17 protein-coding genes are annotated in these 20,923 nt (G+C 56.5%); 10 read left to right on the forward strand and 7 right to left on the reverse strand.

From position 1 onward, the window contains the following. Positions 1–155 precede the first annotated feature (155 nt). From ACYVGU_RS09160 to lysA, 4 genes are all read left to right on the forward strand, one after another. Complete coding sequence (locus tag ACYVGU_RS09160; protein ID WP_460621792.1) at positions 156–665, forward strand: hypothetical protein; 510 nt, start codon at positions 156–158, stop codon at positions 663–665. A 132-nt stretch (positions 666–797) separates the two neighbouring features. Further along, a complete protein-coding gene (locus ACYVGU_RS09165) occupies positions 798–956 on the forward strand; it encodes a hypothetical protein (RefSeq protein WP_460621793.1) in 159 nt (52 codons plus the stop codon). A 137-nt stretch (positions 957–1,093) separates the two neighbouring features. Continuing rightward, positions 1,094–2,419 carry an aspartate kinase gene (locus ACYVGU_RS09170; RefSeq protein WP_460621794.1) on the forward strand — a complete coding sequence of 442 codons (1,326 nt, stop codon included), beginning with the start codon at positions 1,094–1,096 and terminating at the stop codon, positions 2,417–2,419. Positions 2,420–2,434: 15 nt separating this feature from the next. Beyond that, positions 2,435–3,577 (forward strand): diaminopimelate decarboxylase, encoded by a 1,143-nt coding sequence (gene lysA / locus ACYVGU_RS09175; protein ID WP_460621795.1) that lies wholly within the window; start codon positions 2,435–2,437, stop codon positions 3,575–3,577. Positions 3,578–3,926: 349 nt separating this feature from the next. Here lysA and ACYVGU_RS09180 read toward each other — a convergent pair whose 3' ends face one another. Then, on the reverse strand, positions 3,927–5,567 hold the full coding sequence (locus ACYVGU_RS09180) for an ArnT family glycosyltransferase (RefSeq protein WP_460621796.1): 1,641 nt from the start codon (positions 5,565–5,567) through the stop codon (positions 3,927–3,929). A gap of 437 nt (positions 5,568–6,004) precedes the next feature. Here ACYVGU_RS09180 and ACYVGU_RS09185 point away from each other — a divergent pair, with 437 nt between their 5' ends. The 3 genes from ACYVGU_RS09185 (at position 6,005) to ACYVGU_RS09195 (ending at position 8,742) form a co-directional block, all read left to right on the forward strand. Then, positions 6,005–6,454: a hypothetical protein gene (locus ACYVGU_RS09185; RefSeq protein WP_460621797.1), complete on the forward strand. Its 450-nt coding sequence runs from the start codon at positions 6,005–6,007 to the stop codon at positions 6,452–6,454. 90 nt (positions 6,455–6,544) lie between these two features. Next, entirely contained in the window at positions 6,545–7,147 is a 603-nt protein-coding gene (locus tag ACYVGU_RS09190; protein ID WP_460614528.1) for a sce7726 family protein, read from the forward strand. Positions 7,148–7,242: 95 nt separating this feature from the next. Next, entirely contained in the window at positions 7,243–8,742 is a 1,500-nt protein-coding gene (locus tag ACYVGU_RS09195; RefSeq protein ID WP_460621798.1) for an SDR family oxidoreductase, read from the forward strand. Positions 8,743–8,892: 150 nt separating this feature from the next. Here the strand turns inward: ACYVGU_RS09195 and ACYVGU_RS09200 are convergent, their stop codons facing one another. Then, positions 8,893–10,434, reverse strand: coding sequence for an aldehyde dehydrogenase family protein (locus ACYVGU_RS09200; RefSeq protein WP_460621799.1), 1,542 nt, complete (start codon positions 10,432–10,434; stop codon positions 8,893–8,895). 272 nt (positions 10,435–10,706) lie between these two features. Then, complete coding sequence (locus tag ACYVGU_RS09205; RefSeq protein ID WP_460614531.1) at positions 10,707–10,934, reverse strand: DUF2905 domain-containing protein; 228 nt, start codon at positions 10,932–10,934, stop codon at positions 10,707–10,709. 262 nt (positions 10,935–11,196) lie between these two features. On the opposite strand from ACYVGU_RS09205, the gene ACYVGU_RS09210 reads away from it, so the two are divergent. Further along, positions 11,197–13,020 (forward strand): prolipoprotein diacylglyceryl transferase, encoded by a 1,824-nt coding sequence (locus ACYVGU_RS09210; RefSeq protein WP_460621800.1) that lies wholly within the window; start codon positions 11,197–11,199, stop codon positions 13,018–13,020. A 15-nt stretch (positions 13,021–13,035) separates the two neighbouring features. Here the strand turns inward: ACYVGU_RS09210 and ACYVGU_RS09215 are convergent, their stop codons facing one another. Next, positions 13,036–15,570 (reverse strand): type IA DNA topoisomerase, encoded by a 2,535-nt coding sequence (locus ACYVGU_RS09215; protein WP_460621801.1) that lies wholly within the window; start codon positions 15,568–15,570, stop codon positions 13,036–13,038. 285 nt (positions 15,571–15,855) lie between these two features. On the opposite strand from ACYVGU_RS09215, the gene ACYVGU_RS09220 reads away from it, so the two are divergent. Next, positions 15,856–16,686, forward strand: coding sequence for a DUF1206 domain-containing protein (locus ACYVGU_RS09220; protein ID WP_460621802.1), 831 nt, complete (start codon positions 15,856–15,858; stop codon positions 16,684–16,686). A 15-nt stretch (positions 16,687–16,701) separates the two neighbouring features. Here the strand turns inward: ACYVGU_RS09220 and ACYVGU_RS09225 are convergent, their stop codons facing one another. Then, the gene (locus ACYVGU_RS09225) at positions 16,702–17,697 is read right to left on the reverse strand and encodes a formylglycine-generating enzyme family protein (protein WP_460621803.1); all 996 of its coding nucleotides are present in this window, start codon (positions 17,695–17,697) and stop codon (positions 16,702–16,704) included. 171 nt (positions 17,698–17,868) lie between these two features. On the opposite strand from ACYVGU_RS09225, the gene ACYVGU_RS09230 reads away from it, so the two are divergent. Next, positions 17,869–18,297, forward strand: a complete 429-nt coding sequence (locus tag ACYVGU_RS09230; RefSeq protein ID WP_460621804.1) for an EamA family transporter — start codon at positions 17,869–17,871, stop codon at positions 18,295–18,297. A gap of 122 nt (positions 18,298–18,419) precedes the next feature. On the opposite strand, the gene can is transcribed toward ACYVGU_RS09230, so the two are convergent. Continuing rightward, the gene (gene can / locus ACYVGU_RS09235) at positions 18,420–19,190 is read right to left on the reverse strand and encodes a carbonic anhydrase (protein WP_460614538.1); all 771 of its coding nucleotides are present in this window, start codon (positions 19,188–19,190) and stop codon (positions 18,420–18,422) included. Between the two features lie 49 nt (positions 19,191–19,239). Further along, entirely contained in the window at positions 19,240–20,847 is a 1,608-nt protein-coding gene (locus ACYVGU_RS09240; RefSeq protein ID WP_460614539.1) for a SulP family inorganic anion transporter, read from the reverse strand. Positions 20,848–20,923 lie beyond the last annotated feature (76 nt).

Below are 20,923 nucleotides of genomic sequence, written 5' to 3' on the forward strand. Positions count from 1 at the left end.
TTTAGCCTCTAACAGGTACTAGGTCTTGCGCATGGGCCAACCTTGCTGATGCTGGTAATGTCTTCTGCAGTAGCGCGCAAGCAACCAGCAAATAGCTTACCTTTTACACAAATTCACGTTACGTATCTGGCTTCCTCGCATCCTTTGTTATCCTAATGAAAAACGTTGCGCTTCTGCTTGCCCTGACCCTGTTTTGCGGTGCTCCGGCGGCCCTGGCTCAGTCGACCTACAAACCGCCTATTGGCTATTCCTTGCAGGATCCCGACGACTATGCCGAATATGAGCCGCAGGTAGTGGCCACCGTGAATTGGCTGGAGGCTACCCCCATTGGGAAGGAAGCCGCCAAGCGCCAGGAGGCTACCCGTTTTTTGTTTCAGTGGATCAGCGGTACGCCCACCGTATCGGTGCAGCTGCAGAAGTTTGTGGCCGACCTCACGGGCCAGAATCCGGAGCTAATGATGCTGTTTATGGGCGGTTGGGCCCGCTACCAGATTCAGCACCCTGAAGTGAAAGATGCTGTGGTGCTGAACACTGAGGGCATCAAAACCTTGCTGAAAGGCTACCAAATCGGCAACATGAAGCGTACAAAACCCCTAGATGAAGTAGCCAAGCTAGGCACTGGCGCCGCCCTAACCGAGTGGGTAAAAAAGCAGCTTGCCAACTAGGTTTAGCGCAAAGGCACATCTAGCAAATAGAAATTTTCTCATACGGTCTGCTGGATTTTTTAGCAGAATCTCCGTACTTGCAGCCGCAAACGCGCCCTGGCTGCTGTAGCTCGTTGCGTTTTCTTTTTGTACATGGCACAAGCATCCGCTGTATTTCTTGCTACTACATTCCGGGCTTCGGCTGGGGTAGTAGCGGTGTGTACAGGCCGGAAGCAGGGTAAACAGGTGGCTTCGCCGATGGCGGCTGGCCTGATGATGGTCAAGAAATCGAAGAAACGTAACCCGACCTGACCGTCGCACCTGTTCGTTGTAGCCACCTACCACTGAACCTTCAAGCGCCGGTCCTACCTAGGGCCGGCGCTTTTTTTTATTCTGCCCGCAACCAATCGGGCATTTCTGCGCCACTTATCTCCCGTTTTTCACCGTTTATGAAAGTTCTAAAGTTTGGCGGTACGTCCGTTGGGTCGCCGCAGCGGATGCGCGAAGTTGCCGAGTTGATTCATGCCCCGCACCTGGAGCGCCGCATTGTGGTGCTGTCGGCCATGAGCGGCACCACCAACGCGCTGGTCGAAATTGCCAGCCTGCTTTATGCCGCCGATACCACCACGGCCACGGCCCGCCTAGAAGCCTTGCGCCAGCGCTACCACGAGGTGGCCCGCGAACTGCTCCCGGAGGCAGCCATAGCCGAAGCCGCCATTCAAACGCTTAACCAGAACTTCGATACCATTCTGGGTTTGACGGCCGCACCACTTTCCGCTGATGGTGAGCGGGTAATTCTGGCCCAGGGCGAATTGCTGAGCACGCTGCTAGTCCACCGCTACGTAACGCAGGTGCTGGGCCGCCCGGCGGTGCTTCTGCCTGCCCTCGACTTTATGCGCTTGGATGTGGACGAAGAACCCGATGCAGCCTACATTCAGGAGCACTTGGCTAGCACACTAGCACCATACGCCACCGAGCAACTTTTTATCACGCAGGGCTACATTTGCCGGAGCGCCCAAGGTCACATTGACAACCTCAAACGCGGTGGCTCCGATTATTCCGCTTCCCTTATTGGAGCAGCAGTAAAAGCCGAGGAAATCCAAATCTGGACTGACATCGACGGCCTGCACAACAACGACCCGCGCATCGTGCAAGGCACCTACCCCATCCGGGAAATGTCGTTTGATGAGGCGGCGGAGCTAGCCTATTTCGGGGCGAAGATTCTGCACCCCAGCTCGGTGCTGCCGGCCCGCCAGCACGGTATTCCGGTGCGCCTGCTCAATACCATGCAACCCGATGCGCCCGGCACGCTTATTTCAGCCAAAACCGGCGCCGAAGCCATCAAGGCCGTAGCGGCAAAAGATGGCATCACGGCCATCAACGTGAAGTCGAGCCGGATGCTGCTGGCCCACGGTTTCCTGCGCAGCCTGTTCGAGATTTTCGAGCGCTACCGCACCTCCATCGACATGATTACTACCTCGGAAGTAGCCGTGTCCTTGACCATTGACGATGCCGGCCGCCTGCCCCAAATTCTGGAGGAACTGCGCCGTTTCTGCACCGTGGAAGTGGATGAAAACCAAACCATCATTTGCCTCGTCGGTAACCTGGAGCAGGATGCACATGGCGCTGCCAACCAAGCCTTTGCCGCGCTGAAAGACATTCCGGTGCGCATGATCAGCTACGGCGGCTCGCCGAATAACATCAGCATTCTGGTGCACACCAACGACAAAGTACGCGCCCTCCAAGCACTAAACGCCGGTCTGTTTCAGCGGTAATTTTTTCTCTTTCCGATGCCCTTTCAACTTCCTGCGGAGCTAGTCTCCCAGCCGACGCCCTTTTACTACTACGACCTAGCCCTGCTGGACCGAACGCTGGCGGCTCTGACAGCGGCGGCCCGCCCCGGCAACTTTCAGGTGCATTATGCCCTCAAGGCTAACTCCAACCTTCCCATTCTACAGCGCATCCAACAGGCTGGCCTGGGGGCCGACTGCGTAAGCGGCGGCGAGGTGCAGCGCGCCTTGGAGGCGGGCTTCTCCCCTGACCACGTGGTGTTTGCCGGGGTCGGAAAATCTGACACCGAAATCAACCGCGCGCTGGCCGCCGACATCTTCTGCTTTAATGCCGAATCGGTGCCGGAGCTGCAGGTACTCAATGAGCTGGCCGGGGCGCAGGGTCGCACCGCTAGGGTAGCATTGCGCATCAACCCCAACGTAGATGCTTACACCCACGCCTATATTACCACCGGACTGGAAGCCAATAAGTTCGGTATCAGCCTGCCAGATTTGGCGGGGGTAGTAGACGGGCTGGAGAGTTTGCCCAACGTGGAATTGATTGGCCTGCATGCCCACATTGGCTCCCAGATTACGGAGTTATCGGCATTTGCCAATTTGAGCCGCAAGCTCAATGAGCTGCAAACCTGGCTCGAAGACCGCGGCCACAACCTGCCTCACCTGAATGTGGGCGGCGGCCTCGGCATCGATTATCAGCAGCCCGACCAGAACCCCATTCCGGATTTCGGAGCGTACTTCGGCATGTTTGAGCAGCACCTGCTGCGCCGTCCACACCAGCAGGTGCATGTGGAGCTGGGCCGGGCCGTGGTAGCGCAGTGCGGCACACTTATGAGCCGCGTGCTGTACGTGAAAGAAAGCCAGCAGACCCGCTTTGCTATTCTTGATGCGGGCATGACAGAGCTGATTCGGCCGGCCTTGTACGGCAGCTTCCACCTCATTCAGAACCTGAGCAGCCAGCGCCCGGAGCTTGCCTACGATATTGTGGGCCCCATCTGCGAGTCGTCGGATACGTTTGGCAAAGCAGTATGGCTTCCGGAAACCCAGCGCGGCGACTTGGTGGCTATCCGTTCGGCCGGCGCGTACGGCGAGGTGATGTCCTCGGCCTACAACTTGCGTGAGAAGGCGGAGGCAGTGTACCGGTAAGCAACCACTACCGCTCCCACTCTGCTGACACTAATGATGACTTCATCGGCTATAGGTTGCTGTTGGCCGGGCACAAGCTTCATTTGGTCAAAACTTTCAGCATGCCGGTATGGGCTTATCCTATCTTTGATTCAATAACAAACGGCACACGAAGAGTTTATTGGAAAGGAGGCTCTCCGCGTGTAGTGTTGTGGTTGGGAAGGGAGTAGGGTGGACATTATGAATTGCCAACCACAGCCCGTAGATAAAAAGCCGCTGCTTTTAGCAGCGGCTTTTTCTATTTCTGCAAGTGTAGTTATCTGCTACATGGTGGTAGCACACTACCCATCTACTTACCCGGGCTAGGATATTACCACCACACCGTCCACTTTCCTAGGGTTTGGTGCTGGCTAAAGTGGCGCAGCATCCAGAGGCGCTCGGGTTTCAGCTCGCCTTTCACCAGCAGCACGGGGTGCTGATTTAGCAAGGCATTGAGCGCCGGCTCCTGCTCAGGTTGCTGCAGATACAGCAGGTAGCGGTGCCAGCTGGTACCGGGCTCAAACTGGGTTTCGCGGTTGAGATTGTGGTTGCCATCGTTCAGAAAGACTGGTAGCTGCCCTAATTCGAAAGCCAAGGACGGCAGCAACTGGTCATAGACGACTACCTGACGAGTGGCAAGTTTTTTCTCGCGGATGAACTCGGCTAGGGGTCGGCTTCCATTAAAGGCCAGCTCGTTCTGCTGCATAATAGGCTTGGCCGAAAGCAACAGAAACACCGTGAACAGCGTGGTAGCCACCAACAACCGCGGGGCAATCCGGACTTGGTTCCAGAGCGTGAGCACCAGCACCAGCGTAATAACACCCGCCGCCGGCCAGATAGCTGTGAATGGTTTCACCTCAAACCCTAGGTCTACGACTGTGGTCAGGATGGGCAACAGGCACAGGGCACCTAGCAGAAATCCATAAAAGGCCACAATGCCCACGTACCAGCGGTGCAGGGCGGCCTCGGTGCAGCGGCCCAGGTAATACACCGTGAGCAACACTACCCCCGGGAAAATAGGCAACACATACAGCAGCAGCTTCGACTTCGAAAGGGAGAAGAACAGCAGCGGCACCAGCACCCAAAAGATCAGAACGTTGCGCCACTCTCGCGACACCGAGTTCCAGGGCGTACGCACGGCACGCATTACCAAGGCTACGGCCCAGGGTAGGCTAGTAGCTGGCGCCAGCACGATATAAAACCACCACGGCTTGGCGCGGTTGAACGTAGCCGCGTTAGCAAAGCGCTCCACGGTATGCTCATACAGGAAGTAACGCACGAAGGCCGGATTCTCGGCAATCAGGTACAGATACCAGCTCAACCCTACCAGCAGAAACAGCCCAAATCCTAGGCCATGATGCACGGTAAACGGTCGCTTGGGCTGGCCCTGCTTAAAGTAATGACTGATTACTACCATCAAAGGCAGCACAAACCCCACCGGACCTTTGGTCAGGAAAGCCAGTCCTAGTCCTACCCAGAACAAATACAGCCAGCGCACCCCGCCGCCATGGTAATAGCGCAAAATGCCGTAGGCCGCCGCCAGCTCCAGCGTGGCCAGGTACACATCGGTAGTCACGTTGAGGGCCGAAATCAGGACGACGGGCAAAGTGCCGTAGATGACAGCGGCGGCCAAGGCGCGGGCACGGTCTTGCTTGAACAGCAATAACCCCAGGCCATACATCAGAACAACTTGCAGCAGCAGCGCCAGCACCGGCAGTATACGCACGCCAAGCGTGTTTTCACCAAATAGCCCTAGGCCCGCTGCCGTGAGCCAATACGTGAGTGGTGGCTTATGAAAGTGCTGAATACCTAGCAGCCGTGGGTGCAGCCAGTCCTGGCCCGTCAGCATTTCGCGGCCTATTTCGGAGTATCGCGCCTCGCTGCTTTCCAAAGGTCCCCAGCTGCCGAGCTGCCACAAAAACGCCGCACCAAGCACCAGAAGAAAAAGCCAGAGCCAGCGGCGAGACGTCATGGGGAAGGGCATAGCTAAATTCGCAGGGTTGAATGAGGCTGCAAAGGTAGAACGAACCAGCAGCCGACCCGCAGTACCCGTGCAGATTTGCGTGGGCGGTTTTGACTTTCACCTACTCTAGTAACCTTCTGCTAGCTGCTCTGCCTAGAAGCTAAATCAGAAGCGCTTTCATCCGACACATTCTCGTTGGTACTTTGCGAACGGTTAGCTATTATTTGCCTGCAACCAGTAACCACCTGGGAGGTGACCATGATAAGGCAGTAAATCCACATAGTTCATTCGAACTAAGCGAATGCTTTGATCAAGTGAGTGCAACTCCAGCAAAACTGTTTGATATAATGCTGCAATACTCGATTGGAAGCAACAAGCATGTTCCTTTGCTTAAATAAATTATTCGTTTGTTTTACAAATAAATCATAGCATTCAATAATAATTACATGAATTCTTCATTAATAAAAAAATCCCTAGCCATATACATAATTACAGGGGCAATACTAGGCATATATACAAGTGTAAATTTTATGCTATCTGCTAATGATTATCCTAACCTCATCTGGGCAGGTTATTTTTTTGGAATAGTTTATATACTTATAGGATTATCAGGATACATGCTTTTCAAGCTAAATAAATACTTATGGCACACTGTTTTATTCCAATCAATTCAGGTTATAGGTTTCTGTATATTAGGAATTAAATATATATTTTGTGCTGGCTCATTATTTGCAATAGGATACAATTTTCCTTTTAACAATATATATAGCGCAATTAAACCAATAGGCATAGAATTTACAGTTGGCAAAAATATTGAAAATTCATTTATTTATATCAACATCATCCCAATCATTATTATCATATTAATTATCAAGTTGTATAATAACAAAACATAAAACTTATATCTAAATTTGAATAACATATATGTTACTAAAATTTCAAAAATCTCACTACAGCATTTTTGTGAACGATATATCCTTCTACCCATGAACGACCCCGACATCCGTGTGCTGCTGTATCCGCTCCTGGAGGGCGGCGTGTACGTAGATGAGCTGCCTACTGGCACCACGCGCGCCGATGTCGTGCACATTACGGAGCAGTTTATGCACGGCTACGAGCTGAAAGGCGACGGCGACACGTTGCAGCGCGTGGCTAAGCAGCTGCCCTGCTACAGCAAAGCCTACGATTTCGTCACGTTTGTCGTCACGGAAAAGCATCTGCCCAAGCTCCTGCCGCAGCTACCTGAGTGGGTGGGCGTGCTGGTGGCTTCAGCTGAGGGCCTACAAACGCATCGGCCGGCTTTGTATAACGCCACTGTGGAGCGGCCCGCCGTAGCCGCCCTGCTGCGGCTAGAGGAAATCAAGCAGTTTCTGCTGGCTCAGGGCCTAGTGGGTGTGAGTACGCTACGCCGCCGCGACGTGCTAAACTTTCTGCGCACCACCCAACTCGTCACGCTCTCGGCGCTGGCCCACCACGTACGACGCCAGCTGATGGGCCGTATGGAAGAGCGCCTGGCGTTTCGGGCCGAGCGGAAGGCTGAGCGGGAACGGGTAGCGGCCCGGCGGCGCAAGCGCCCAAAGCGCAAGTAACGGGAGTTCGACGGGGCTCTGGCAACAACACATTGCCTAGAATCACAACCTGTTGAGCTGCTAAGTGGTTAGACAAGTAAACGTCTGCTGCTGCCATGAACATTCTGCTTACCGGCGCCAATGGCTACATTGGTCAGCGGCTGCTCCCGCTTCTCGTGGATGCCGGCCACCACATCATCTGCCTCGTGCGCGATGCCCGGCGCTTTGAACTGCCGGAGCGGTTGCGCGCCAACGTGACCGTAGCGCAAGCCGATTTACTTAAGCCCGATACGCTGGCTTCTCTGCCCACCGATATCGACGCGGCCTACTACCTGGTGCACTCCATGAGCGGGCACGACAAAGATTTTTTCCGGCTGGAGCAAGAGTCGGCGCAGAACTTTACTAGCTACCTCAATAGCACCAACTGCCAGCAGGTCATCTACTTATCAGGCATCGCCAACGACCGGGCCCTGAGTGTGCACCTTCGTTCCCGCAAGGCCGTGGAGAAAGTGTTAAAGAAGGCTCAGAAAGCGGCGCTTACGGTACTGCGGGCCAGCATTATCATCGGCTCGGGTTCGGCATCGTTTGAGATAATTCGGGACCTAGTAGATAAGCTACCCGTGATGGTGACGCCGCGCTGGCTAAACTCCCGCTGCCAGCCCATTGGTATCCGCGACGTGATGCACTACCTGCTGGCCGTGCTCGAAAACCCCAAGTGCCTGGGCCAGTCGTTTGATATTGGCGGGCCCGATGTGCTCACGTATCGCCAAATGCTGCTGGGCCTGGCCGAAGCGCGCGGGCTAAAGCGTTATATTATTACGGTGCCGGTGCTCACGCCGCGGCTCTCCTCGTGGTGGCTGTATCTAGTAACCAGCACTACTTTCTCCCTAGCCCAAAGCCTAGTCGAAAGCCTACGTAACGACACCGTAGCCGACTCCAAACGCAGCATCCGAGAAGTTGTGCCGCATGAATGCATGAACTACCGAGCCGCCGTAGAGCTGGCCTTCCAGCGCATTGAGCAGAATGAAGTGGTCAGCAGCTGGAGCGATGCGCTGAGCAGCGGCGTGATGCCGCGCAACTACATGGACCACATCCAGATTCCGCAGCACGGCCTGCTGCAGGACCGCCAAACGCTGCGCTTCACCCGCCCGGCGCAGGAAGTGCTGCGCAATGTATGGAGCATTGGTGGGCAGCGGGGCTGGTATAAGGTAGATTGGCTGTGGCGCATTCGGGGGCTGATGGACAAGCTGGTGGGTGGCGTGGGCCTGCGTCGCGGCCGCCGCTCTCCTACCCGCTTGCGCGCCGGCGACCCGCTCGACTTTTGGCGGGTGCTGGTAGCCGACCGCACCAACCGTCGCCTGCTGCTCTACGCCGAAATGAAGCTCCCCGGGGAGGCCTGGCTGCAGTTTCGCATTCTGGATAATGATGATGGCTCTCATACCTTGGAGCAGCTAGCCGCATTTCGGCCACACGGCCTAGCCGGGCGCTTGTACTGGTATTCGTTGGTACCGTTTCACTTCATCATCTTTAAGGGCATGATTGAAAATATTGTGAACTACGGTGCATCTGTACCCGTGCCGCTTCCTGCAGCCACTTCAGTAGCAACCAGCTCCTAGGGAGCTCAGCCCCAGAAGACAAAAGCCCCATTCCCGTACGCAGGAATGGGGCTTTCTCGTAAAAATCACTAGGCTCCGTGAAGCGAGCAACCGGTCGGCAAAGCTGATTTAAGGTTACTTTGCTGGACGTATCAGGCGCCTACGTTTTGCCTAAATTTTTTCAGGTAGTAAGGTGGCATCCTCGAAGTTGCCCAGAATGGCTTTTTCGCCTTCCGTTACAGCTTCCACCAGCAGCGCGCCACCTACAAAGGCACCCTTCCAAGATTCGCCTAGGCCACCGAACACTTCCTCCCGGTCGCCGCGCGAGCGAAGCTTGTTGATGCCCATTTTGAAGGCTCGTACTTCCTTAGCCGTGCGCTGGGCCCACTTTTCATCGTCGGACGCCAGGGCGCCTACCAGGGCACCATTCGAGATATTCATCTCGCCAACCAGTTCCTCCACGCGGTCAACCAGCACAATGGAGTCAATCGGGCCGAAGGGCTCTTTGAAGTACAGCTCACTTTGGCGCGGCAGATTTACGAGGGCCCGCGGGGCGCGGTAGGCACTCATATCCTGGCCGGGCAGGAATAGGTTCTCATCGAGCTTGCCTTCGTAGATGGGGGTAGCACCAGTTTTTAGCGCATCCGCGTATAGTCGGTCGAGGTCTTCGGCCTGGCGTGCGTTAATTACCGGGCCGAAAGCCAGGTCTGGCAGCTTGTCGTCAGCGTTATCTACCAGCGTGGGGTTGCCTACTTTTAGGTCCTTGATGGTGTTCCAGTAGGTTTCCACAAACTGCGGAAACAAGCGGCGCTCCACCACAAAGCGCACATAGGCGGTACAGCGCTGCTTGCCATAGTCATAGCCTTTCTTGAGTTGGTCGGAAAGCCCGGCCCAGTCGGAGAAGTTCCAGATGCCGTAGGTGTTCACGCCTTCCATTTCCAGCATATAGCGCTTATGCACGGAGCTCAGGGCATCGGCGATGTTGCGGCCGTTGTAGCGCCCGCCCACAAAGCTGAGGCAATCTACGGCCTCGTTTTTCACCAGCACGTCGCTGAGCTCACCACCCGAACCGCTCACCAATGTAACCGGCAGGCCGCAGCGGCGGGCAATAGCGAAGGTCAGGCTAAGGGAAATAAAGCCGCCATCGGTAGGGGTTTTGGCGATAACCGAGTTGCCGCACAGCACCTGCACCAACACTGCGTGCAGCAGCACCGACATGGGATAGTTCCAGGAGGCAATGTTACTCACCAGGCCCAGGGGTTTGCGCTGGCCCAGCATCCCTTCAATATTGTCTACGTACCACTGCACGCCCTCAATGGCACGGTCGATGTCGGTGAAGCCGAGTTTATAGGTTTTGCCAATCTCCCAGATTAGGAGCTTGCCAATGAGGTCGACCTGCGGGCGCAGTTGGTCCAGGCAGTCTTGTACGCGGCGCTTGCGCTCATCGAGGTCAACAGCGGCCCAAGCAGCGGCCTCCTGCTTGGCGGCGGCCACGGCCCGCAGCGCAGTAGCATGATCCAGCATGGGCAATGAGCCGATTTCGGAGCCATCAACGGGCGAAACAAAGGGACGGGGCTTGCCAGGTTCCTGCCACCGGCCTTCCAGCAGGTTCAGGTAGCCGTTGCCATCGGGGGTGAAGATTTCGGGAGTTACGGTTTTGGTTTGTTGCAGCAGGTATCCAAACTCAACCTGCGGAGAAATCAGTTTTGCCATGAGGGAGAAAGTGTAGGGTTGCGACATGCAGCAAGGCTGGCGTCGCGCAAAGGATACGCCAGCCCAAGGCCGGCAAGGTACACGGTTCCGGCTGCATCTGGGCAGCCGCGCTATATAAGTAGGCAAGGCATTGTTTTGTTCAACGCTTTCCTTTTGCAATACTATTCAGAAACTAGCCAACCTCTATCCTACTAAGCTGTTTGCGCTTCGTTTTGCAACTGAAATCCGGAGCCAACAAGCTAAGGTGGTGCACAACCTGCTCGTAGTGGCAGCTAGCCGAGGCGCCGCACCAGCCACAGGATGGCGCTGATAAGCAGACTTACTAACAGCATCGAGACGAGAGGCGCATAGAAACGAAAGCCAGGCCGCTCAATTCGGATATCGCCGGGCAGGCGGCCAAACCAGCTGAGCAAGCTACCGCCCCCGAGCCACAAAAAAGCCCCCAACGCCACGATAACGAAGCCAAGTACTACGATGGTTTTACCGAGTTGAGGAGTCATGACAGGCTAGTAAGGTGCAGTATTGTTTACGCATGCTGGCTGGCTATGATGCAGGCGCAGCAGCACATGCGGGGCCTGAATACGAAGCCGACTCCTCTAAAATCAGTTTATATATATAGTAAGCCTCTTATTACCAAGCCACTATACCTCTCGCATCAGGGAGCAAGAAGTCTGATGCGAGGCGTAACTGGCTTGGTGGTTTGCAGTCGGATTCCGACCTAGTAGCCGATTCCTTACTCGTGCTCATGTCCTTTTGACTTCTATGCCTGTAGTACTACCTCCTTCTTCTTCCCAAACCGATTACTATCTATTCTTTTATGTGGTGGGCTTCGGGGTTGCGGGAGCCTTGCTGTTGCGTGCGGGCCATATGCGCCGCTATCCGTGGCGGCAATGGCTGCCGTTGCTGGCGGCCACCTTGCTCAGCCTGATTCTGGGCACACGCCTGGTTGCCGGCACTGCCTCTGATTGGTACCACCTGCTGACCCACGCAGCCTGGGCCGGCCCTGATACGCGCTCCATTTTAGGCGGTATACTAGGTGCTAGTCTGGCCTTAACCGTTCTGCGGCGGTTTCTGGGCTTTGGCCGCGAGGTGTACGATGCCTTTGCATTGCCCTTGCTGGTGGGGCTAGCGGTGCAGGGGGTAGGGTGCCTGCTGACTGGCTGCTGCTTCGGGACTCCTACTTCCGGGCCGCTTGGCATCTGCTACGCTCCGGGCACGCTCCCGTTTCTAGCCCACGCGGCCCAGGGCCTGGTGCCGGCTACGGCCGCCCACTCCGCCCCGGTGCACCCGGCGCAGCTGTACCAGATTGGCCTCTGCCTGCTGATTAGCGCGTTTCTGTGCCTGCAAGCCTGCCGCCGACAAGCGCCGGGTCAACAGTTTCTGCAGGCTATTCTGTTGTATGCAGCGGGCCGGTTGGGCCTGGAGTTTCTGCGCGATACTGCCGGCGACGTGCTGGGCAGCTCCTACTGGCACGGGCTGAAACAGGTGCAGTGGATGTTGCTGCTGGCTGTAGCAGGCGTACTTGGCTTAATGTACTACCGGGCGCGCCTAGGCCGTGCACCAAGCCAAACCCGCCTTGCCGCCTTCAGCCACTGGCGGGCACGGCTATTGCTCGGGGCGCTGCTAGCTACTACGGCGGTGCTGAGCCCGAATTGGCTAACGTTACCGGAGCAATTTATCATCAAAGCAATATTACTTGCCAGCCTGGGCCTGGAAGCGGTGTTGTGGGTACGCGGGCAGTTTGAGCGCCCCCGGCACCTAGCAGGTGGGCCCGTCTTGCTCGGCAGCCTCATCATGCTGCTCACCAGCCAGGCACCCACCCCTACTGATGACAGACGCTACACCACTGTAAGCGCCGGCGGCCTGGTGGGAGCTTCGGAACAGTACTTTGATTACCCGTATGGCTGCTCCGGCACCAAACTACCAACTGCCACCTATCAACAGCGCTTCAAACTAGGCTCTGTGGGCATTGCCCGATCCGTGCCTTTGCGAGAAAATAGCGTGTTTACGTTTGGCCTGAATCTGGGCCTAGGCAGCACTACTTTCCGGTCATCCACAGATTCTGCCACTGTGCAGAGCCCTTACAATGGTTATTCGTCTACTAAGCCACTCTTTAGTGCCAACCCCTATTTTCAGATTGAAAACAGGAAGTATTTACGCTATGGCATTGGAGCCCATATCGGCGATGTAGCGTATGATTTTGCATACGAGCCCGGTAAGGTGAGTAATTTTCGTCTACAGTCGCTCGTTGAGTTGGGCTTACTGCGCAGCATATACTTGCACGCCAGTATTAACTACGGCTTGCAAGGTATGGGCAATGGCTTGACCAAGGTGGGCCTAGGTACCGGTGCTGGCCAAGAGCGTTTCCGCCTTGTTGGCGGGATTGTCGTAGCGAATAGCCAAGCCAATGCAGGATTTCTAGATCAAAACGAGAGCAAACCCATTCCTTTCCTTCAGGCCCAGATACCCGTGAGCGACTCTTGGACTGTAGAGCCTGTTATAGTGACCGATTTTGATAAGGTTCGTTCATTTTGGCTACGTACTAGTTTGCGTATTCCAAGCCGAGGGTCGGATTCTCACAAGTAAGTACGCCCGCACCCCTTACCCCTGCCCGAACACCGGCTCGATGCGGCCTTCGGCTCCTATTTGCAACACGGCTTCGTAGCGGTTACCGGTTTTAGAGGAGATGAAGCCCCGGATGACGCCGGTCTTGCCTTTGCGCAGGAGCTGGTTCATTTGCGCATCGGTCAGGGTTTTGCCGCCCCACTCAAAGGGCACCCGAAACTGACAATCTTCGCGGAACCGGGAGCAACCCCAGGCGCTTTTGCCTTTCAGCATCTGGCCCAGGCGGCACACCGGGCACGGAATCTGGCCGGGGTCGAGGGCCGTGGTGGGTTTGCTTTCGGCGGCCCGCACCAGCTCCAGCGTGTGCTTAGGCGTGAGCCGAATAGCCGCTCCAAACTTATTGCCGGCATCGTCCAGGAAGCCTTGCATTACCTGCGTGCGGCCTTTTTTGAGCAGGTCGCCTACTTGCTTGTCGGTGAGCTTTTTGCCCTCAAACTCGGTGGGCAGGCGTAGCTGGCAACCCTCGCGCCAGCGCGAGCAGCCTAGGGCCGCTTTGCCCCGCAATACGTGGCCGCTGCCGCAGGCTGGGCACGGACCAAGGGCACCAGGCACGGCGGGGGTAGCGGCGGACTTCGGAACTGGGCGCGGCGCCGCAGGTTTACCAGGCGCATTGGTTTCAGCGGAGGCTACCGTCACGGCGCGGCCCGAGCCATCTTGCTTTACCTCGTGCACCATTTCTCGCACCAGTTGCTTGAGCTCACCCAGAAACTGCTCTTGGTCTAGCTGGCCGCTTTCAATCTGGCGCAGCTTCTTTTCCCATTGGCCCGTCAGCTCCGCTGATTTCAACGTGGGGTTGCGGATGAGACCAATCAGCTCTACGCCAGTGGGCGTGGGCACGATCTTCTTTTTGTCGCGGCGGATGTAGCCGCGCTTGAACAGTGTTTCGATGATGGCGGCGCGGGTAGAAGGCCGGCCGATGCCGTTTTCCTTCATGGCCTGGCGCAGTTCGTCGTCATCTACGTTGCGGCCCGCCGTTTCCATCCCGCGCAGCAGCATGGCCTCGGTGTACTCGCGCGGTGGTTGGGTCATTTTCGAGTCGAGGCGCGGCTTGTGCGGGCCGCCTTCGCCTTTCTCGAAGCTAGGCAGCACCGTATTTACCACGTCGTCGTCGCCTTCGCCGGCGGCTTTGGGGGCCGAGGGCGCCTGCTGCTTTTCCGGGTCGCCGTACACTACGCGCCAGCCGGGGTTCAGAATCTGCCGGCCCCGCACCCGGAACGTGCGCTCAGCGGCTTCCGCCGTAACTGTGGTGTTCGATACTTCGCAGTCGGGGTAAAACGCAGCCAGAAAACGGCGCACGATAATATCATACACGCTCTGCTCGGTGCCGCCCAACCCGCCCGCACTAGCCCCCGTCGGGATGATGGCGTGGTGGTCGGTTACTTTGTTGTTGTTGAAGACTTTACCCGATTTCTTGATTTTGCCGGCCAGCAGCGGGGCGGTTAGGCCCGCATAGGCACCTAGTCCGCGCAGGATGCCGGCTATTTTCGGATACTGGTCGTCGGGCAAAAAGGTGGTGTCTACGCGCGGATAGCTCACCACTTTCTTTTCGTAGAGCGCCTGCACCGTTTTGAGGGTATCCTCGGCCGAGAGGCCTAGCTGGTTGTTGCACTGCACCTGCAACGACGTCAAATCGAAAAGGGAAGGCGGCGTCTCCAGGGCCTTCTTAATTTCGACGTTGGTTACGGTTAGGGGCACGTCCTTCACGGCCGCCATGGCCGCATCCGCTTCCTCCTGCGTCACGAAATAACCACGAGCTTTCAGACGAGCTTTCTCATCGGGCTCGTCGTCTTCGGCTTTGCCTTTTTTGGGCGGAGCCACGTGGCTGAACATAGTGCCGCGGTACTCGGTACGCAACACCCAATACGGCTCGGGCTTGAAATTCTGGATTTCGTGGTAGCGGTCAACGAGCAAGGCCAACGTAGGCGTTTGTACCCTTCCGATGCTGAGCACTTGGCGCTGGCCGGGCGCATACTTCAGGGTGAACAAGCGGGTAGCGTTCAGGCCCAGCAACCAGTCGCCAACGGCGCGGCTTTTGCCGGCTTGGTAGAGCTTCTCAAACTCAGCACCATCGCGCAGGTTGGCAAAGCCCTGGCGGATGGCTTCTTCGGTGAGAGAGGAAATCCAGAGGCGCTTAATGGGCTTGCGGTACTTGGCTTCTAGCAGCACCCAACGCTGAATCACCTCTCCCTCCTGCCCGGCGTCGCCGCAGTTAATAACCTCCTCTGCCGAGGCCAGCAGGTTTTTGATAACGTTGAATTGTCGCACTATCCCATCATCGCGGCGCATGAGCTTGATGCCGAAGTTCTCGGGCAGCATGGGCAGGTCGTGGATGCTCCAGCGCTTCCACTCGGGGCGGTAGTCTTCGGGCTCCCGGAGCTGGCAGAAGTGGCCAAATGTCCAGGTCACCTGATAGCCGTTGCCCTCGAAGTAGCCATCCATTTTGCGGGTAGCGCCCAATACCTGGGCAATTTCGCGGGCCACGCTGGGCTTTTCGGCAATACAAACCTTCAAAATCGCAGATTCTCGCTGAGTACACGTATTTCGCTGCGTAACGGCAGCGAGGAATCAACAAAGATAACCGGATAAAAAGTCGATTTTACCTCGTAAAGACTAGTTCGATTTTCCGCGCTCCATATCGACTTAAAATCAGGGGGCAAGGCGCGGTTTTGCCTAGCAATTGCCCTAGTACCTCAAACAAAGCAGTGGCCCTGGGCACCATAACTAGGTTGCATAGAGAGCCAAACCGGCATATCTGCTGGGGCCAAGCATCCGTAAATAGGCTCATTTCTCAAGTCCATGGAAACCGTTTCTACTACTCTTGCTGATGCTTTGCCTTCGCCGGCGGCCAGTCTGAAGGCGTGGGCACGATTGGGTTTTGCCTCCCTCGGGTTTGTGTACCTTACGTTAGGCGGCTTGGCCACCATGGCCGCCCTTGGGGTGCGCGGCAGCAACACACCCAACCAACAAGAAGCGTTTCAGGCCATCCAGCACATGCCGCTGGGCCAGTTGCTGCTATGGCTGGTAGCGGCGGGCTTGCTCGGGTATGTAGTGTGGCGGTTGGCCCAGGCCTTCCTCGATACGGAAAGAAAAGGCAATACCGCTACCGGGCTGGCCATCCGCGGATTTTATGTATTCAGCGGACTTCTGCACGCGGCCCTGGCCTACTATGCTGCACAATTAGCCTGGCACGGTCGCCGATTACCAGCCGACACCACCAGCAAATCGTGGCTGCAGCAGCTAATTCATCAGCCGTATGGGCAGGCAGTGTTTGGGCTGATTGGGTTGGTTATTCTGGCGGCTGGCCTGATCCAGATATACCGTGCCTGGTCGGGCAAGTTTGATACCGACGTTAAACACTACCCCTTCACGGCGGGCCAACGCCGGCTGGTGTACCACATGGGCCAGGTAGGATATAGTGCTCGAGGCGTGGTGCTGTTGCTTATGGGGTACTTCTGCTTTCTGGCGGCCCGCCACGCCAACATCAACGAAATCAGAGACACAGAGGGCTGTTTTACGGTGCTGCAAACCATGGGCCCTGCAGTGTTGGGCGCGGTAGCAGTTGGCTTGGTGGTTTACGGCCTTTATATGTTTGTGCAGGCCCGCTTTCCTATTCTGCGCGGCGTTTAGCTGTCGAACAGGCTATTACTCGCTGCTGCCAGCAGCAGGCTTCTTCTGCACCCGCACGGTTGCCACGCACCGGAAGCCTAGCCAGTTCTGGGGCCCCTGGTAGGGTTGCCGTGCGTCAAGCTGAATGTCCTTTGCTGATGTTTTAAATGAGCCGCCTTTCGCTATTCCTTTGGTAGCTGTCATTTCGGCCACATTGCCGATGACATTGTGCATACCGAAGCCGTTTGGAGGGCCTGCCGTGGTGGGTTGAAGCGGAAATTTCTCTTTTGCTGGTGTGCAGGTAAACACTTGGCCGCTTCCGGCTAGGTAGTAGTTTTCGCGCAGGTTAAAGGGCAGCTCCACGGCTGCCTCCGTGGCCGGATGCGGCAGCTGCAGCGCATCGAGGCACGCAACAAGGTCGGGGGCGTCGGCCAGCTTCTGTAGCTTAGGCTTGCGCTCCGGCTTGGTCTGGATGATGTCGAAAGCACGCGGGCCGGGTGGCAGGTTGCCGGCCGCGGCTTGCTGCCACTCAGCTTCGGTAGGTAACCGATATTCTACCGTTACGTCAAAATCGCGGAGCTCCGGATGCTGCTTTCGGAACGTGGCCCCCTGGAAATAGCTGCGGTTTACCGCCGCGCTACGCCAGCGACAATAGGCTTGGGCCTGCTCATAGGTGATGCCCGTAGCAGGAAAATACCGATAGCCCGGCGCTCGGAAGTACGACTGCGGCGCCTCGGTAGCCTCGGGCAGCACCACGGGTTTCCAGCCGGTAGAGTCCGGAAGCTGGCTGCGGTAAACGCGAAGTGTGGAGTCTCGGCGCACAAAGTACAGGTACTCCAGCCAGTGCAGGTTGGCCACCTCCACCTCATCCATGAACAGGTTTTCCGCTACCCGAACGGTGCCGGGCGGCTCGGGCAGGCCAGGCGCTGCAGTACTCGTTTTTTGGTTACGCTGCGCCACAAGGGTAGCCGGCAGCAGCGCCAGTACTAGCCCCGCCAGCAGGGCAAAGCGTGGAAGAGACAAGGTATGCATAAGCAGCGGTGGCGCTTTTTAAGCGAGAAGCAACGTGATTTCCGACGTAAGATAACCTGCGGCATCTGGCCGGGCAGCTTTAGCGGTTTGCGTGGTTTTCAGACCTAGTACCTTCAGCTAAACACGGCCCAGCTACGTACCTGTTGGCATAACCGTATTTATCAGGAGCTTATGTGGTGGATGTTTTCGTTGCTGGCCGCGCTTTCGGCCGCTGTAGTAGTTACGCTCTCCAAGGTGGGTGTCAAGAATATTGAGTCGAGCGTGGCGTTTGCTATTCAGTCGGTGCTGATTGTGGGCGTGGCGTGGGGCGTGGTGGCCTACCAAGGGCATTTGGGCCAGGTGGCGGAAATCGACCGACGCACCTGGATTTTTCTGATTTCAGCCGGAATTATCACCTGCCTTTCGTCGCTCTTTTCATTTCAGGCGCTGAAGCTGGGGCTGGCTTCCCGGGCCTCTTCGTTCGACAAAATTTCGCTGGTTTTTTCTATCATACTGGCCGCGTTTTTTCTGAAAGAAAAGGTCACGTGGCAGGTTGTGCTAGGAGCCACCATGATGGTAGGCGGCGCCGTCCTGATTGCTTTTACCCGCAGCACCGACTAGGCCTACTTCCGGGCCAAATAAGGGGTAGCCGCAAAAAAAACCACCGCACCCAAAGGATGCGGCGGTTCCACACATCGAAAGCGCACTCCCCTCAGACTACGCCCGATGATATCAACACTGAGTTAGTTCGAATTCACCAACGACTTCTTCTCAGTTTTGCTTGTAGGTTTTTCACCGGCGGCTTTGCCGTCGGTCAGGTCGGGGAGGTTTTCGGTCAGGCCGTCCTTGGTTTGCTTTTCTACAACCTCGGCGGCATACTCTTTGGCCTCCGTACCATAGATGTGTACCAACTCGGCAATGGTATCGTCATCAACCTGTAAGTCAGTGAGCAGGCCTTCCTTGATGTCGTAGACTAGGCCGTGCAGGCGCGGCGGTTTGCTGCCTTTGCGGGCATTCTGGATAATGCTGGTTTTGGCCAGGTTACGCACCTGCTCAATTACATTCAGCTCCACCAGGCGGCGCAGGCGGGTTTCCTCATCCTTGATGCGCAGGAACTCCATTTCGTGCACCCGAATTACGTCGCGGATGTTGGTGAGCCAGTTGTCAATGAGGCCATATTGCTTGTTGCTGGCAGCTGCCGCCACACCGCCGCAACCGTAATGGCCTACCACCATTATATCTTCAACGCCCAGCACCTCCACGGCATACTGGAGCACAGAAAGCAGGTTTAAATCGGTGTGCACCACCATGTTGGCAATGTTACGATGCACGAACATCTCGCCGGGACCGGTGCCGGTAATGGCCGAGGCGGGCACGCGCGAGTCGGAGCAGCCAATGAAAAGATACTTGGGCTTTTGTCCGTCGGCCAACCGATTAAAGAAGTCCGGGTCGGCGTCGCGCTGGGTTTTCACCCAGTTGCGGTTATTCTCCAGAATGGACTCTATACCTTTCATAGGGGGATTTAAAAAAGTGAGAAAACAAGACTTCATCCGGCGGCTGGCCCTAGTGACCCAGGACCTGTACCTGCGGAATATCCCGCAGCTCTAGCCGAATGCCCCGGTCGGGGGCCGATACCCGGAAGTTTTCAATGGCTTCCAGCACATCGTAGTCGATAAACGACGACTCAGAGCCATCAATCAGCACCTCGGAATTGGGAGGTAGCTCGTCCAGCATCTTAACAATGCTAGCCTTGTTCAGAAACGAAACCTGCTCGGCCAGCAGCAGCCGAATGGGTCCGCCAACTTGGCTGTCGGGGCGGCTCACGTAGTACGCCGACTCGTAATTGGCCTTCAGAATATAGAAGATGCCAATGGCCATCCCAATGGTTACGCCCTTCAGCAGATCCGTGAACAGAATGGCCAGAATCGTGACGATGAAAGGAAGGAACTGCTGCCAGCCCAGTTTCCATTGGGTGCGGTAGAGAGCGGGCTTGGTAAGCTTGAACCCTACTACCAGCAGCACCGCCGCCAACGCCGAAAGTGGAATCTGGTTGAGCACGGGCTCCAGAAACAACAGGCTTACCAGCAGCAGCAGGCCGTGCGAGAAGGCCGACATGTGCGTTTGGCCACCAGCGTTGATGTTGGCCGAGCTCCGCACGATTACGGCCGTCATGGGCAGGCCCCCAAGCAAGCCGCTGATCATGTTGCCTGCCCCCTGAGCCAGCAACTCGCGGTTGGTGGGCGTAATGCGCTTATGCGGATCAAGCTTATCCACTGCCTCCACGCTCAGCAAGGTTTCTAGCGAGGCAATAAGGGCAATGGTAACCCCTACCACGTAGGTAGCAGGGCGGGAGAAAGCAGCCCAGCTAGGAGCCGTAAACAAATTGGTAAAATCAGAGAAAGAGTTGATGTTGGGCAGACTTACCAAATGTTCCTGCCGAATACGCAGGCCCGGCGTTATCACGTCGAATATGTTATTGAGGGCGATGGAAAGAACTACCACTAGCAGTGCTCCTGGCACCAACCGCAGCACCCCGGCGCGCTTGCTCAGGTAGTTGTCCCAGAACAGGAGCACCAGCAGCGAGGTAACGCCAATCAGGAACGAGCCCGGGCTAATTCCATTCATGGCCGACTTAATGGCCGAAAAGGTATTCTGACCATCTAACTGCAGAAAAGACAGGTCTTCAAAGTAGTCGGCATCAGCCCCCAGGAAGTGCGGGATTTGCTTCAGTATCAAAATCAGACCAATGGCCGCGAGCATGCCCCGGATGACGGAAGTAGGGAAATACAACCCAATAATGCCGGCTTTTGCAAAGCCCAACACCAACTGCAATGCCCCCGCAATTACGGTAGCGGCCAACACGGCTTCAAAAGAACCCAGCGTTTGGATGGCTCCTACCATAATGGCTGTGAGGCCAGCTGCCGGGCCGCTTACGCTTAGCTGCGAGCCGCTAAGCCACGACACGAGCACTCCGCCCACAATACCGCTGATTACTCCGGACAGCAACGGCGCACCTGAGGCCAGGGAAATGCCCAGGCACAGTGGCAGCGCCACCAGGAATACAACCAGACCAGCAGGCAGGTCTTTCCCTAGGTTTTTCCAAGGGGAGGGCGCCGCGTCCACGGGACGCTGGACGCGCGTAGCTTCAGCAGCTAGAGCAGTTTTTGACATAAATGAGGGGAGGTTGGCAGGTCAGATTCAGTTGATGGAGCGCACGCACTTCATCGACTTTGTGCAAGTCTACACC

It is taken from the genome of Hymenobacter tenuis (assembly GCF_054780495.1).